The sequence below is a fragment of the Brevundimonas sp. AVps5 genome (genome assembly GCF_058681515.1).
This window is the reverse complement of record NZ_CM178740.1, coordinates 57269-71157: the sequence shown is the minus strand read 5'-3', so window position 1 is coordinate 71157 and position 13889 is coordinate 57269. Positions and strand designations below refer to the sequence as shown.

General features: G+C 67.0%; 13 protein-coding genes. 10 read left to right on the top strand and 3 right to left on the bottom strand.

Translation table 11 applies throughout. The features are described 5' to 3' along the window. Positions 1 to 70 precede the first annotated feature (70 nt). A complete protein-coding gene (locus ACW18A_RS00355) occupies positions 71 to 895 on the top strand; it encodes a tetratricopeptide repeat protein (RefSeq protein WP_492022845.1) in 825 nt (274 codons plus the stop codon). A 3-nt stretch (positions 896 to 898) separates the two neighbouring features. Here ACW18A_RS00355 and ACW18A_RS00350 read toward each other — a convergent pair whose 3' ends face one another. After that, complete coding sequence (locus tag ACW18A_RS00350; protein ID WP_492022844.1) at positions 899 to 1474, bottom strand: DUF4168 domain-containing protein; 576 nt, start codon at positions 1472 to 1474, stop codon at positions 899 to 901. A gap of 146 nt (positions 1475 to 1620) precedes the next feature. On the opposite strand from ACW18A_RS00350, the gene ACW18A_RS00345 reads away from it, so the two are divergent. The 3 genes from ACW18A_RS00345 to thrS are packed head-to-tail and all read left to right on the top strand — an operon-like array spanning position 1621 to position 4269. Continuing rightward, on the top strand, positions 1621 to 2076 hold the full coding sequence (locus tag ACW18A_RS00345; RefSeq protein WP_492022843.1) for an iron-sulfur cluster assembly scaffold protein: 456 nt from the start codon (positions 1621 to 1623) through the stop codon (positions 2074 to 2076). Between the two features lie 13 nt (positions 2077 to 2089). Continuing rightward, on the top strand, positions 2090 to 2338 hold the full coding sequence (gene yidD / locus ACW18A_RS00340; RefSeq protein ID WP_492022842.1) for a membrane protein insertion efficiency factor YidD: 249 nt from the start codon (positions 2090 to 2092) through the stop codon (positions 2336 to 2338). Next, entirely contained in the window at positions 2335 to 4269 is a 1935-nt protein-coding gene (gene thrS / locus ACW18A_RS00335; RefSeq protein WP_492022841.1) for a threonine--tRNA ligase, read from the top strand. Before yidD ends, thrS begins: the two co-directional genes overlap by 4 nt. Positions 4270 to 4327: 58 nt before the next feature. Here thrS and ACW18A_RS00330 read toward each other — a convergent pair whose 3' ends face one another. Then, a complete protein-coding gene (locus ACW18A_RS00330; protein WP_492022840.1) occupies positions 4328 to 4924 on the bottom strand; it encodes a CAP family protein in 597 nt (198 codons plus the stop codon). A gap of 122 nt (positions 4925 to 5046) precedes the next feature. Between ACW18A_RS00330 and ACW18A_RS00325 the strand changes: the two genes are divergently transcribed. The 3 genes from ACW18A_RS00325 (at position 5047) to ACW18A_RS00315 (ending at position 8770) form a co-directional block, all read left to right on the top strand. Continuing rightward, positions 5047 to 6252, top strand: a complete 1206-nt coding sequence (locus ACW18A_RS00325; protein WP_492022839.1) for an acetyl-CoA C-acetyltransferase — start codon at positions 5047 to 5049, stop codon at positions 6250 to 6252. Between the two features lie 80 nt (positions 6253 to 6332). Further along, entirely contained in the window at positions 6333 to 6587 is a 255-nt protein-coding gene (locus ACW18A_RS00320) for a hypothetical protein (protein WP_492022838.1), read from the top strand. A gap of 2 nt (positions 6588 to 6589) precedes the next feature. Then, entirely contained in the window at positions 6590 to 8770 is a 2181-nt protein-coding gene (locus ACW18A_RS00315) for a 3-hydroxyacyl-CoA dehydrogenase NAD-binding domain-containing protein (protein ID WP_492022837.1), read from the top strand. A gap of 183 nt (positions 8771 to 8953) precedes the next feature. Here the strand turns inward: ACW18A_RS00315 and ACW18A_RS00310 are convergent, their stop codons facing one another. Then, positions 8954 to 9790 carry an aldo/keto reductase gene (locus ACW18A_RS00310; RefSeq protein WP_492022836.1) on the bottom strand — a complete coding sequence of 279 codons (837 nt, stop codon included), beginning with the start codon at positions 9788 to 9790 and terminating at the stop codon, positions 8954 to 8956. Positions 9791 to 9850: 60 nt separating this feature from the next. Here ACW18A_RS00310 and ACW18A_RS00305 point away from each other — a divergent pair, with 60 nt between their 5' ends. The 3 genes from ACW18A_RS00305 to ACW18A_RS00295 all read left to right on the top strand — a co-directional run bounded on the left by ACW18A_RS00305 (position 9851) and on the right by ACW18A_RS00295 (position 13889). After that, positions 9851 to 10810, top strand: coding sequence for an alpha/beta fold hydrolase (locus ACW18A_RS00305; protein WP_492022835.1), 960 nt, complete (start codon positions 9851 to 9853; stop codon positions 10808 to 10810). Between the two features lie 84 nt (positions 10811 to 10894). Then, entirely contained in the window at positions 10895 to 12460 is a 1566-nt protein-coding gene (locus ACW18A_RS00300; protein WP_492022834.1) for a putative bifunctional diguanylate cyclase/phosphodiesterase, read from the top strand. Positions 12461 to 12521: 61 nt separating this feature from the next. Further along, on the top strand, positions 12522 to 13889 hold the full coding sequence (locus tag ACW18A_RS00295; RefSeq protein WP_492022833.1) for an alpha/beta hydrolase family protein: 1368 nt from the start codon (positions 12522 to 12524) through the stop codon (positions 13887 to 13889).

The following is a 13889-nucleotide window of genomic DNA, read 5'->3' as shown; positions in this document are numbered from 1 at the left end:
GGCGGGTATTAACCAATGCTTGACGCGAAGCGCCGATTCTTGAGGGGCAGAAATCCGATCGGACCGTCCCATGTCGCGCACCCGGGCCTCAAGCTCAATCGCACTGATCGCCCTGACCCTCGTCGGCGGCCTGGCCCTGACCGGCCCTGCGTCCGCGCAGACCGAACAGGCCGCGCCTCGCGTCCCCGCGACGGCGGAGCAGCGCGCCGCCTACAGCCGTCTCGATCCGCTGGCGCGGTCGGTGTTCTGGTCGCGCGAGGTCGAGGTCAATCCGGCCGATCCGGTCGCCGGGGTGAAGCTGGCCGAGGCCCTGCGTCAGCTGGGCCAGAACGACCAGGCCGTGATCGCCGCCCAGCAGGTTCTGGTGACCCAGCCGCAAAACGTGGACGCCATGCTGGAGATCGGGCGGGCCCATATCGCGCGCGGCCAGGCCTTCTACGGCATCAGCGCCCTGGAACAGGCCAAGGCCCTCGCCCCGACCGACTGGCGGCCGCTGTCGCTGCTGGGCGTGGCCTATCAGCAGGTGCGCCGGGCCGAGGACGCGCGGATCGCCTGGAACGAGGCCCTGCGCCTGTCGCCGGACAATGCCGAGGTGATGAACAACGCCGCCATGGCACAGATGACCGGTGGCGATCCGACGGGCGCCGAGACCCTGTTGCGCCGCGCCGTGGCCCAGCCGAACGCCTCGATGCAGATGCGGCTGAACCTGGCCATGGCGCTCGGGCTTCAGGGCAAGATGCCCGAGGCCGAACAGATCATCCGCCGCGACCTGCCGCCGGATGCGGCCGAACGCAATCTGGAATGGCTGAGGAACCAGGTCCGGCCGGCGACGGCGGGGGTCGAAACCGACGCCGCCTCTCCGGCTCTCGTCCGGACCTGGTCCTCGCTACAATAGGCCTCAGCCGCCCCGAACGGCTGCGAGCTCGAGCCGGGCGCGCAGGCGTTCGTCGGAGCCCACCGCGCCGGCGATCGCATTGAAACGATCCAGAGCCAGACCCGAGGACGAGACGCCGGCGGCCATGGCAGCCTGCTGTTCCGTGGTCGGAGCGGCGCCGTCGGCGGGCATGGCCGCACGAACGGCGGTCATAGCGGCCCCGAACTGGGCGACCTCGGCGTCTGTCACCGAGGCGGCGACCGAACCGGCCGGAGATTCCGGCGTCGAGACGACGGTGAGGCGCGCCTGGAGCACCGCGTCGGTCGAGACCGCGGTGGCCAGGGCGTTGAAGGCGGCGATGTCCATGCCAGCGGCCTGGATGGCGGCGGCCATGGTGGCCTGCTGCTCGGCGGTCGGGGCCGAACCGTCGGTCGGCGACGCGGCGCGGACGGCGGCCATGGCCGTCCCGAAGGCCTGAAGCTGGGTGTCGGAATAATCGGTCGCCTGGGTTGCGGTCGTCAGCGGCGAGGCAGCGGAGGCCTGGACAGCTCCGCCCAGCAGGGCGATGGCGGAAACGGCGGCGATCAGGGTCAGGCGCATGGAAAATCCTTGGCGGTATGAAGACATTCGTGTCGGGAACGGGAGAACGCTAACCGGCAATCGGACCGGTGACAATTCACCGAACCTGACGCGCGAGTCATCGCCCTGTCTTCTCCGCACTGGCCGCAGCGCCTATATCGACGGACATGATCGACGACCTCTACAGCGCACGCATCCTGACGCTGGCGGCCAACCTGCCGCACGCCGGACGGCTGTCTGCGCCGGAAGGCACGGGCGAGCGGGTCGCCAAACTGTGCGGGTCGAGGGCGACGGTCGATGTCGTACTGGATGCGGATGGCCGCATCGCCGACTTCGCCCAGGATGTGAAGGCCTGCGCCCTGGGCCAGGCGGCGGCGGGCGTGGTCGGCGAGGTCGTCATCGGCTCCACCACCGAGGAACTGCAGTCGGCCCGCGACGCTATGCTGGCCATGCTGAAATCCGGCGGCGAAGGCCCTGACGGCCGGTTCGAGGGTCTGCGCGCCCTGAAACAGGTCGCCGCCTATCCGGCCCGCCACGCCTCGACGATGGTCGCCGTTGAGGCGACGCTGGACGCGGTTTCACAGGCATTGGATGCACGAACTCGTCTCGCCCTCGCGGGATGAGCGGCAAAATCTGATGGCACCAGGCACTCTCTACGAACGCGGCGTCCGCGCGGCCCATCGGGGCTACAAGGTGACGCTCAGCCCCTTCTTCGGCCAGTCGTGCCGGTTCCTGCCCACCTGTTCGGACTATGGCCGCGACGCCCTGATCCGGCACGGTCTGCGCAAGGGGGGATGGCTCACCCTGCGTCGGCTCTGTAAATGCCACCCCTTCGGCGGTTCGGGATATGACCCGGTTCCGCCAGTCGAGACCAAGACCTCATGATCGAACTGAAATTCCCCGACGGTGCCACGCGCGAGTATCCGGCCGGCTCCACAGCCCGCGACGTGGCCCACGCCATCTCGCCGTCCCTGGCCAAGAAGGCCGTGCTGGCCGAGCTGAACGGCGAGCAGCGCGACCTGAACCGCGTGCTGGAGGCCAGCGGCGATTTCCGCCTGATCATGCGCGACGATCCGGACGCACTTTACACAATCCGCCACGACACGGCCCACGTGCTGGCCGAGGCCGTGCAGAAGCTGTTCCCCGGCACCCAGGTCACGATCGGTCCGGCGATCGAGGACGGATTCTACTACGACTTCTTCCGCGAGCAGCCCTTCTCGACCGACGACTTCGCCGCCATCGAAAAGGAGATGTCGCGCATCGTCGATCGTGACGCGAAGTTCGAGCGTGAGGTCTGGGATCGCGACGAGGCGATCACCTTCTTCGAAGCGCGCGGCGAGAAGTTCAAGGCCGAGCTGATCCGCGACCTGCCGGGCACCGACACCATCACCCTGTACAAACAGGGCGACTGGATCGACCTGTGCAGGGGCCCGCACTTCCCGTCCACGAAATCGGTGGGCAAGGCCTTCAAACTGACCAAGCTGGCCGGAGCCTACTGGCGCGGGGACTCGAACCGCGAACAACTGCAGCGCATCTACGGCACGGCCTGGGCGACGAAGGAAGATCTCGACGCCTATCTGCTGCGTCTGGAGGAAGCCGAGAAGCGCGACCACCGCAAGATCGGCAAGGCGATGGAACTCTTCCACATGCAGGAAGAGGGCCGGGGCATGGTCTTCTGGCATCCCAAGGGCTGGGTCCTGTGGCGCGTGCTGGAGGCCTATATGCGCCGCCGCCTGGACGCCGCCGGCTATGTCGAGGTCAAGACGCCCCAGGTCCTGGACCGCAAATTCTGGGAACAGAGCGGACACTGGGACAAGTACCGCCCCAACATGTTCGTCTGCGAGACAGTCGAGGGCGAGGAGCTGAGCCTGAAGCCGATGAACTGCCCGGGCCACGTGCAGATCTTCGACCAGGGCCAGCGGTCCTACCGCGAACTACCCCTGCGCATGGCCGAGTTCGGGGCCTGCCACCGCTATGAGCCGTCCGGGTCGCTGCACGGCCTGATGCGGGTGCGCGGCTTCACCCAGGACGATGCCCACATCTTCTGCCGAGAGGACCAGATCGTCGAGGAGACCAAGGAGTTCATCAATCTGGCCCGCAGCGTTCACGCCGACCTGGGCATGCAAACAGCTTACATAAGCCTGGGCACGCGGCCCGAGAACCGCGCCGGTTCGGACGAATTCTGGGACAAGGCCGAGGCCCTGATGGCCGAGGCCGCCCGCGCGGCGGGGACCGAGCCGGTCGTCACCGAGGGCGACGGGGCCTTCTATGCGCCCAAGCTGGACTTCATCGTCAAGGACGCCATCGGCCGCGAATGGACCTGCGGCACGATCCAGCTGGACTATGTCCTGCCGGAACGGCTCGATGCGACCTACATCGCCGAGGACGGCCAGAAGCATCGCCCGGTCATGCTGCACCGGGCGATCCTGGGCTCGTTCGAGCGCTTCATCGGCATCATGATCGAGAACTACGCCGGGGCCTTCCCGCTGTGGCTTGCGCCCGTGCAGGCGGTGGTGGCGACCATCACCTCCGACGCTGACGGCTATGCCGAAGAGGTCGCCGCGAAGTTCAAGGCGGCGGGCCTGCGCGTCGAGACCGATCTGCGCAACGAGAAGGTCGGCTACAAGGTGCGCGAACACTCGGTCGGCAAGGTGCCGGTCATCGCCGTCGTCGGTCGCAACGAGGCCGAGAAGGGCGAGGTCGCCATTCGCCGTCTGGGTTCGCAGGACCAGACGGTCGTGACCGTCGAGGAAGCGATCCGCCTGCTGACCGACGAAGCCACGCCTCCGGATCTGAAGCGGCTGAAAGCCGGCTAGGGTCGGCTCGCTGACACGGGAGCGAAGGCGGTCTTTCCACCCTTGGGGATGAACCGCTTCAGGGCCTCTGGCCGTCGACATTGCCCGGCGGGGAGTAGCGGCAGGCCAGCACCGCCCGATCGCCCCGGCTCGCGACCGCGCAGCCGACGTGGGTCGTGTCGCGCCAGATCAGCTGGGTGTAGTGGCCGACCACGACCCAGTCGCCGGTGCGGCTGACGTTCGGAAACACGCCGGGCCGGTAGTCCCGTCGTTCCGCGATCCAGTCGCCGACCATATCCTCAGGCGTGAAGACCCGGTCGCCCCAGCCCATCCAGAGGTTCTCGCCATGGCCGTGCGGGCGCGGGTCGTGGGCGAAACGACCGCTTTCGACCAGCTCGACGGCCCAGTCGCGCGCCTCGATCTCCAGAGACTCGCTCCAGATCAGGGGGCGGGCGTTGGCCTGCGCACGCTCGCGGTTATGGGCCGCCAGCAGGCGCGCCTCGACCTCGTCGGAAGGCCGGGCGTCGTCAGCGAGGGCGATGGACCGCAGGGCCCTCGCCTGTTCCGAGGCCGGTTCGATCCAGACCGGTTCCCCCGCCGGGCCGGCCTGAGCGCAGGCACTCACGGCCGGGGCCAGAACGGCGACGATTGCAGCGAGCAGGCATCCGGTGTTCATCGCGCATAAATCCCCCGCGATGGGGGCTGTTCCAAGGCGTGACAACTCTTATCTTGACGTTGACGTAAGCGTCGGCTTTAGACGCTTCACCTTCCAATCCGTCCTCAATGGAGACTGACCCCATGACCGAGGCCTATATCTACGACGCCGTGCGCACGCCGCGCGGCAAGGGCAAGAAGGACGGATCCCTGCACGAGATCACCGGGCTGAGCCTGGCGACCCAGGTGCTGGAAGCGCTGCGCGACCGCAACGGGCTGGACACCTCGAAGGTGGACGACGTCATCCTGGGCTGCGTGTCGCCGGTGGGCGAACAGGGCGCGGACATCGCCCGCACCGCCGTGCTGTCGGCGGGCTGGGCCCAGACGGTGGCCGGCGTCCAGATCAACCGCTTCTGCGCCTCGGGCCTGGAAGCCGTGAACATGGCGGCGGCCAAGGTGAAGTCCGGCGAGGCTGATTTCGCCGTCGGCGGCGGCGTCGAGGCGATGAGCCGCGTGCCGATGGGCTCGGACGGCGGCGCCTGGCCCGTGGACCCATCATCGGCCTTCCCGACCTATTTCGTGCCCCAGGGCGTCTCGGCCGACATGATCGCGTCGAAATACGGCTTCAGCCGCGACGACGTGGACGCCTATTCGATGGAGAGCCACAAGCGCGCCGCCGCCGCCTGGGCCGACGGCCGGTTCTCGAAGTCGGTGGTGCCGGTGAAGAACCAGCTCGGCCTGGTCCAGCTCGATCGCGACGAGACCATCCGTCCCAACACCGACATGCAGTCGCTGGGCGGGTTGAACCCGTCCTTCGCCATGATGGGCGAGATGGCCTTCGACGCCGTGATCAACCAGCGCTACCCCGAGGTCGAGCGAGTCAACCACGTCCACACGCCGGGCAACTCGTCCGGAATCGTCGACGGGTCGGCCGGCGTCCTGATCGGCACGCTGGAGGCCGGCAAGGCCCTGGGCCTGACGCCCCGCGCCCGCATCAAGGGCGCTGCCTCGATCGGGTCGGAGCCCTCGATCATGCTGACGGGTCCCGAGTTCGTGACGAAGAAGCTGCTCGGCAAACTGGGCATGACGGTCGCCGACATCGACGTATGGGAGCTGAACGAGGCCTTCGCCGCCGTCGTGCTGCGCTACATGCAGGCGCTGGATATCCCGCACGACAAGATGAACGTGAACGGCGGCGGCATCTCCATGGGCCACCCGCTCGGAGCCACCGGCGCCATGATCACCGGCATCGCCCTGGACGAGCTGGAACGCTCCGGCAAGGAAACCGCCCTGATCACCCTGTGCATCGGCGGCGGCATGGGCACCGCCACTGTGATCGAGCGAGTCTAAGAAATAGCAAATGCTATTTGCTATATGCTATTTCCTGTGTCACAACCCTTCTTGCCCCGCTTCTGGGGCGGGAGAAGGACATGGCACCTGAAATGGACGCTCATCTGAAGATCGCGATCGAACAGTACGCCCGGACAGGGAGCGTCACGATCGACAAGTGGTTTCTCTACGCCGCCTACAACGCCAAGCGAATTCGCGAAGAAGTTTGGCGGGACATTTCTTCTCGCATCGTCGATGCGGGTGAAAACCCCAAGAAGGCACAGATCATCGATACTGGAAACAGCATCATGATCATCAATCAGGAGTGGATGAGTCCACTCACAGACAAGGTCTAGGTATGGAAAACTTCAAGATCGACGTCGACGCCGACGGCATCGCCCTGGTCACCTTCGACGTGCCGGGCCGTTCGATGAACACTCTGACGTCCAGCGTGATGGCCGAGCTCCCCGCCCTGGTCGAACGCATCAAGACCGACGACGCCATCAAGGGCGCGGTCCTCACCTCGGGCAAGGCTTCAGGCTTCTGCGCTGGGGCGGACCTCGGCGACATGGCCGGCGGATCGCTGGCCGGCGGCGGCGACCTTCAGGCCGCGTTTGACGCGGGCTGGAAGATGAACGGCTCGCTGCGTGCGCTGGAGACCTGCGGCAAGCCGATCGCGGCGGCCATCAACGGTCTGGCGCTGGGCGGCGGGCTCGAGGTGACGCTGGCTTGCCACTACCGCGTGGTCGGCGACGATTCGAAGATCCAGCTGGGCCTGCCCGAGATCAAGGTCGGCCTCTTCCCCGGCGGCGGCGCCACCCAGCGGCTCACGCGGCTGATCGGCGTGCAGGCCGCTCTGACGGCGATGAGCACCGGCTCGTCGTGGCGTCCGAACGACGCAAAAGGCGCCGGCGTGGTCCACGAGGTCGTGACCAAGGGCACCGAGGTCGAGGCTGCCAAGGCGTGGATTGCGGGCGGCGGCAAGGCCGTCCAGCCGTGGGACGACAAGTCCTTCAAACAGCCCGGCGGTGGCCCCTACCATCCGGCCGGCATCCAGAACTTCCTCGTCGGCAACGCCATGCTGCGCAAACAGTCCTATGGCAACTATCCGGCCGTCGTGAACCTGATGAAGGCGGTCTATGAAGGCATCCAGGTGCCGATGGACGCGGCCCTGCGGATCGAGACCCGCTATTTCATCAAGACCCTGATGACGCCCCAGGCCCAGGGCATGATCCGGTCGCTGTTCCTGTCGAAACAGGAACTGGACAAAGGTGCCGTGCGTCCGGCCGGTATCCCGGCTTCGGACGCGCGCAAGGTTACAGTTATTGGTGCCGGCATGATGGGCGCGGGCATCGCCTATGTTCAGGCCCTCGCCGGTATCCAGACCATCCTGATCGACCGCACCCAGGAAGACGCCGACAAGGGCAAGGCCCACGTCGAGGAACTGCTGAAGAAGCGTCTGTCGCGTGGTCAGCTGACCCAGGACAAGTATGACGCCCTGCTGGCCTCGGTCGTCGCCACCACCGACTACGAGCAGATCAAGGGTTCGGACCTCGTCATCGAGGCCGTGTTCGAAAACCGCGAGATCAAGGCCGACGTGACCAGACGGGCTGAAGCCCAGCTGGCCCCCGGCGCCGTGTTCGGATCGAACACCTCTACCCTGCCGATCACCGGCCTGGCCGAGGCCTCGGTGCGTCCCGAAGACTTCATTGGCATCCACTTCTTCTCGCCCGTCGACAAGATGATGCTGGTCGAGATCATCCTGGGCGAAAAGACCGGCCCGGCGGCGATCGCCAAGGCGCTGGACTACATCATCAAGATCAAGAAGACGCCGATCGTCGTCAACGACGGGCGCGGCTTCTACACCTCGCGCTGCTTCGGCACCTATGTGGCCGAGGGGCTGGCGATGCTGGAAGAGGGTTACGCCCCCGCCCTGATCGACAACCTGGGCCGGATGACCGGCATGCCGCGCGGTCCGCTGGAAATGCACGACGACGTCGCGCTGGATCTGTCGGTCAAGATCGCCAAACAGACGGCAGAGGACCTCGGCGACGCCTATGTGCCGATCGAGGGCCACGAGATCGTCAGGAAGATGGTCGAGGATCTGGGTCGTTACGGGCGCAAGAACGGCAAGGGCTTCTACGACTATGACGTCAAGCCCAAGAGGCTCTGGTCCGGCCTGTCGGAGCTGGCCCCGGTCCGGATCAACGACAGCGATCCGGAGATGATCGAGGACCAGAAGCGGCGCCTGCTCTATCGCCAGGCGGTCGAGGTCGCGAAATGCTGGGAAGAGGGCGTCATCGACGACCCGCGCGAGGCCGATGTCGGCGCCATCCTGGCCTGGGGCTTCGCGCCCTGGACCGGCGGCCCGATCACCTACATCGACCAGATCGGCCTGAAGGCCTTCGTGGCCCAGGCGGACGACTACGCCGCCCGCTACGGCGACCGCTTCAAGGTCCCGCAACTGCTGCGCGACATGGCTGCGAAGGACGAGACCTTCTACGGCAGGTTCACGAGCCATCAGAAGGCGGCGGCTTAAGGCCCCTCCCCACTCCCGGCGGGAGAGGGCTTGAGCACACGGCGGCGAAGCCGTCGTCCTTGTGCTCAAGGGTGAGGGGCACCCTGCCACCTGTCGCGCACCGACCCTCACCCTTTCGGCTGGCGCATCGCTACCCCCCGACTTGATCGGGGGCTCAAGCCCTCTCCCGTCGGGAGAGGGTCTCTAGATGATGTCGAGAGGCTGGCTGGTCGTCGGTGGCGGGAAGGCCCGGTCGAGCGCCTCGACATCCTCCTGGTCCAGTTCGATCTCGAGCGCTGCTGCATTGGCCTCGACATGGGCGACGGTCGAGGCCTTCGGAATAGCGATGACACCGTCCTGACGCAGGACCGCCGCGAGGGCGATCTGGGCCGGAGTCGCATCGTGGCGATCGGCCACGGCCTGCAACACCGGATGGTTCAGCAGGTCGCCGCGTCCCAGCGGCGAATAGGCCATCACCGGCATGAGCCGCTCCTGCTGCCAGGGCAGGAGGTCGAACTCGATCCCGCGCGAACCGGGATTGTAGAGCAGCTGGTTGGTGGCGCAGCGTTCCCCCCCGTCGACCTCGTCCAGCCGGTTCATGGTGCGGATGTCGAGGTTTGACACGCCCCAGCGGGCGATCATTCCCTCGTCGATCAGCTCCTCGAACCCGGCCACGATCTCCTCCAGCGGATGCCGACTCTCCCAGTGCAGCAGATAGAGGTCGAGCCGGTCGACGCCGAGCCGCTCCAGAGACTTTTCGCAGTGGAGCATCATGGTCATCTCGCCGGCGTTCTCGGGCCGGATCTTGGACACCAGAAAGACCTCGTCGCGACGATCCTTGATGACCTCTCCGACCAGTCTTTCGGCACGGCCGTCGCCGTACAGTTCTGCTGTGTCAATCAGGGTCAGGCCCAGGTCGATTCCACGCGACAGGGCCGCCTGTTCGGCGTCGCGAGTCTTTGGATCGTCGCCAATCATCCACGTCCCTTGGCCCAGGACCGGAACGATCGTACCGTCGGAAAAGCTGGTCATGCGCGTCATGGTGACATCAATGCACGACGTCGCGTTCGGCTTCAAAGGCCTCCTCGGAGAACCCGCCCCATGCAAACCCGCAGTGTCCAGACCGACGGCCTGAAACAGCAGATTGTGGAAGCCGGTGAGGGCCCTCTCGTCCTCCTGATCCACGGCTTCCCCGAATTGGGCATCAGCTGGCGCGCCCAGGTTCAGGCCCTGGCCGAAGCCGGCTATCACGCCGTCGCGCCGGACATGCGAGGCTACGGCGGCACCGACAAGCCGGAACGGGTTGAAGACTATTCGGTCCTCAGTCTGGTCGGCGACATGGTCGATCTGGTCCGGGCCCTGGGACAGGAGACCTGCACCGTCGTCGGTCACGACTGGGGTGCGCCGGTCGCCTGGCATTGCGCCCTGACACGGCCGGACATGTTCACGGCCGTTGCGGGCCTGTCCGTGCCGTTCCAACCGCGCCGCGCCAAGGGCCCGCCAGTCGCCGCCATGTCGGCGATCGCCAGACGCGCGGGCCTGAGTGAACTCTACATCGTCCAGTTCCAGGATCTGGAGTGTCACCGGATCTTCGAGGCCGATGTGGCCGGCGGGCTGCGCAAGGGTTTCTACGCCTACGACGGGGCGACACCATCGGATCGCCAGTCGACCGGCTTCATTCCGCCGGGCCTGAATTTCCTGTCCCAGGTCCCCGACGATGCGACCCTGCCGCCGTGGATGAGCGAGGCGCACCACGCGGAATATGTCGCCGCCTTCTCGGCAGGCGGGTTCCGGGGGCCTCTGGCCTGGTACCAGAACATCGACCGCAACTGGGCCCTGACCGCCTTCCTGCACGGCAAGCAGATCCGCCAGCCCTCGATGTTCATGGTCGGCGAACGCGATCCCGTTCGCCACTACGCCGGTCAGCACGAGGCGGGCTTGAAGGACTGGCTCACCGACCTGCGGTCCCGGACTGTCCTGCCCGGCGCCGGCCACTGGCTGCAGCAGGAGCGGCCGGACGAGGTGAATGCGGCGCTGATCGGGTTCCTGAAAAGTCTCTAGAGAACAGCCGCCAGGCCGCTTAGCCGTTCATTAGCACTAGGTCGGCTACCGTGATTTGCAAGTCGCCGCCAAAGGCCACGCCTCATGAAACGCCCCGCATCGTCCGGCGCGCTCCCCCAGTCCGATCGCACCACGGCCCGTTCGCTGGCGGAGCACACCACAAGCGCGCTGACGGCCGTCGCCCTGCTGACCCTGGTCTTCATTGTCGGCTTCCTGGTCACACACGCGGCCTCGAGCCCGACCTTCGCTTCGGCGATGCCGGCGATCTACGCGGGACTGATCGGTTCCAGCCTTGTCCTGGTCCGCCAGTGGAAACAGGCCTGGAACGCCCGGCGCGCGGGCCAGGCCGGTGCCGCCCACAGGGCCTTGCGCGACCCCGTCACCCAGCTGTTGAACGCCGAAGGGTTCGCCGACGCCCTCGCCCGCCACGCGCGGCAGGATAGCGACCCTGAAGACTCCCTGGCCATCCTCTGCGTCAGCCTGGGCCGGCTGAAGGACATCTATGACCGGCTCGGAGAATCCTGCGGCGACGAGGTCCTGCGCGAACTGGGCGCGCGACTGGTCTCGGCTTTCGGGGACGAGGCTCCGGTCGGACGTGTCGGCGAGGACATGCTCGCCGTCTTCCATCCCGCCTCCAGCGGCATCAAGCTCGCCCTGGTCGGGGGCCAGATCAACCGGCTGATGGACCTGCCGGTCGCGACGCCCGGTGGCGATGTGATCCTGCCGTCCACCATCGGCGTGAATTTCGTCGACATGCCCGTCACGGCACCGCGCGACGCCATCCGTCAGGCACGCCTGGCCAACTCAGCCGCGCGCACAAGCGGCAACGGTCTGGCCTTTTTCGAGGCCTCGCTGGACCACGCCCAGCGCCTCCAGCTGGAACTGGAGATCGAGCTGAGACAGGCGCTCCAGGCCGGCGAGCTGCAGATGGTCTATCAGCCCCAGATCAACGAGACCGGGGTGACGATCGGGGTCGAGGCGCTGATGCGCTGGCCCCACCCGACGCGCGGCCAGATTTCTCCGGCCGTCTTCGTGCCGATGGCCGAGGCGGCGGGCCTGGGCGAGGCTCTGGGCCGCTTTGCCATCGACCGGTCCTTCGCCGACTCCGCCCTGTGGCCGGGGCTGAGGATCGCCATCAACGTCTCGCCGGTCCAGCTGCGCTCCGCGACCTTCATCGCCACGGTGAAGACCCTGCTCGCCCGGCACGGGGTCAAGGCGAACGGTTTCGAGTTCGAGATCACCGAGGGCGTACTGCTGGAGGCCGACGCCACCGTCCTGGGGAACCTCGAACAACTGCGGAGGATGGGTTTCCAGATCGCGCTCGACGACTTCGGCACGGGCTATTCCAGCCTCAGCTATCTGGGTCGTTTTCCGATCGACAAGATCAAGATCGACCGGGCCTTCGTGACACCGCTGGGTCTGCGCAGCGACGCCGCGTCGATCATTCGCGCCATCAGCGACCTGTCGGAGGCCATCGGCGTCAAGGTTCTGGCCGAAGGTGTCGAAACCCGGTCGCAGCTGGACATCCTGCGGGCCGAGGGCTGCAACCAGGCCCAGGGCTATCTGATCGGGCGGCCGATGGAGCCGGGCCAGATCACCGACCTGATCCATGCTGCGGCAAGCGATACCCGCAGCGCACGCGCGGCCTGACGAGGGCTTGCTTCTCACAACCCCGAGGGATTTAGTCCCCTGACGACCACGGGGTGACGTGATGATCGAGGCGATTGCGACGCCAGCGGCTCCGGCCCAGGCGGAGGCCCCTGATCTGGTGGGTCGGTGGGAGGGCGCGCTGAACGTCGGGGGGACGTCCCTGCCCCTCGTGATCCGCGTCGCCGAAGGCCCCGACGGCCTCGTCGCCATGATGGACAGCCCGGCCCAGGGCGCGCGTGACATACCCGTATCGGGCCTGACCGAGGCTTCGGGCGTCGTGCGTTTTGCCGTTCCCATCGCGGGCGGCCGGTTCGAGGGCGCGCGCTCGGCGGACGGTTCGACCTGGACCGGGAGCTGGTCGCAGGGGCCGGCCACCCTGCCCCTGATCCTGACCCGAGCCGCCGCGACGGCCGAAGTCGCCGCGTCCGCGCCGCCGAGCCGACCCCAGACGCCGGTTCCGCCCTTCCCCTATCGCAGCGAACAGGTCGCCTACGACAATCCCGCCGCTCCAGGCGTTCAGCTCTCGGGAACCCTGACCCTTCCAGAGGGGGCGGGCCCCTTCCCGGCAGCCATCCTGATCACGGGCACAGGCCCGCAGGATCGCGACGAAACCATCGAGGGGCACAAGTCCTTCGCCATCTGGGCGGACGCCCTGACCCGTCGCGGGGTCGCGGTGCTGCGCTATGACGACCGCGGCGTCGCCTCTTCGACCGGAACCTTTGGAACTGCGACCCAAGCGGATTTCGCGTCGGACGTGACGGCGGCTTTCGACTGGTTGTCGACCCGGCCGAACATAGACCGCGCACGCATCGGCCTGATTGGGCACAGCGAAGGTGCCACATTTGCGTTCCGAGCCATGCAGGACGGCGCGCACCCGGCCTGGCTGGTGACTCTGGCCGGGCCGGTCGTCTCGGGCGGCGAGATCATCCAGGCACAACAGCGGCGCATCGCCACGGCGGCGGGCCTGCCGGCGGAAGACGTCGAGCGGTCCAACGCCTTCCAGCGCCGGGTGGTGGCCGCCGTAGCCGCCAACGCCGACGACGGCGAGGCGGCCCGACGAGAGGTCGAGGCGCTGCTCGTGGAGAACGGTCGAACGCCAGAGGAGGCGTCCCGGACAGCGGCTTTGATGTCCGGCGCCTGGTATCGAGGCATGGTTGCCTACGATCCCGCCGAATTGATCCGTACTCTGCGTATCCCGATACTGGCCGTCTACGGTGCCAAGGACGTGCAGGTTCCAGCCGATCAGAACGGACCCGTGATTTCGCGGCTCAAGCCCGATGCCGACGTGGTGGTTCTGCCGGGACTGAACCATCTGTTCCAGCCCGCGCAAACGGGCCTGATGTCTGAGTACGGGCAGATCGAAACAACGCTCGATCCGTCGGTCATCCGCATCGTCGTCGATTGGGTCGCAGCCCGGTCAGTTCGATAG

Coding starts and splice junctions, on each gene's coding strand:
- ACW18A_RS00355 (WP_492022845.1), top strand. CDS start 71: ATGTCGCGCACCCGGGCCTCAAGCTCAATCGCACTGATCGCCCTGACC.
- ACW18A_RS00350 (WP_492022844.1), bottom strand. CDS start 1,474: ATGCGCCTGACCCTGATCGCCGCCGTTTCCGCCATCGCCCTGCTGGGC.
- ACW18A_RS00345 (WP_492022843.1), top strand. CDS start 1,621: ATGATCGACGACCTCTACAGCGCACGCATCCTGACGCTGGCGGCCAAC.
- yidD (WP_492022842.1), top strand. CDS start 2,090: ATGGCACCAGGCACTCTCTACGAACGCGGCGTCCGCGCGGCCCATCGG.
- thrS (WP_492022841.1), top strand. CDS start 2,335: ATGATCGAACTGAAATTCCCCGACGGTGCCACGCGCGAGTATCCGGCC.
- ACW18A_RS00330 (WP_492022840.1), bottom strand. CDS start 4,924: ATGAACACCGGATGCCTGCTCGCTGCAATCGTCGCCGTTCTGGCCCCG.
- ACW18A_RS00325 (WP_492022839.1), top strand. CDS start 5,047: ATGACCGAGGCCTATATCTACGACGCCGTGCGCACGCCGCGCGGCAAG.
- ACW18A_RS00320 (WP_492022838.1), top strand. CDS start 6,333: ATGGCACCTGAAATGGACGCTCATCTGAAGATCGCGATCGAACAGTAC.
- ACW18A_RS00315 (WP_492022837.1), top strand. CDS start 6,590: ATGGAAAACTTCAAGATCGACGTCGACGCCGACGGCATCGCCCTGGTC.
- ACW18A_RS00310 (WP_492022836.1), bottom strand. CDS start 9,790: ATGACGCGCATGACCAGCTTTTCCGACGGTACGATCGTTCCGGTCCTG.
- ACW18A_RS00305 (WP_492022835.1), top strand. CDS start 9,851: ATGCAAACCCGCAGTGTCCAGACCGACGGCCTGAAACAGCAGATTGTG.
- ACW18A_RS00300 (WP_492022834.1), top strand. CDS start 10,895: ATGAAACGCCCCGCATCGTCCGGCGCGCTCCCCCAGTCCGATCGCACC.
- ACW18A_RS00295 (WP_492022833.1), top strand. CDS start 12,522: ATGATCGAGGCGATTGCGACGCCAGCGGCTCCGGCCCAGGCGGAGGCC.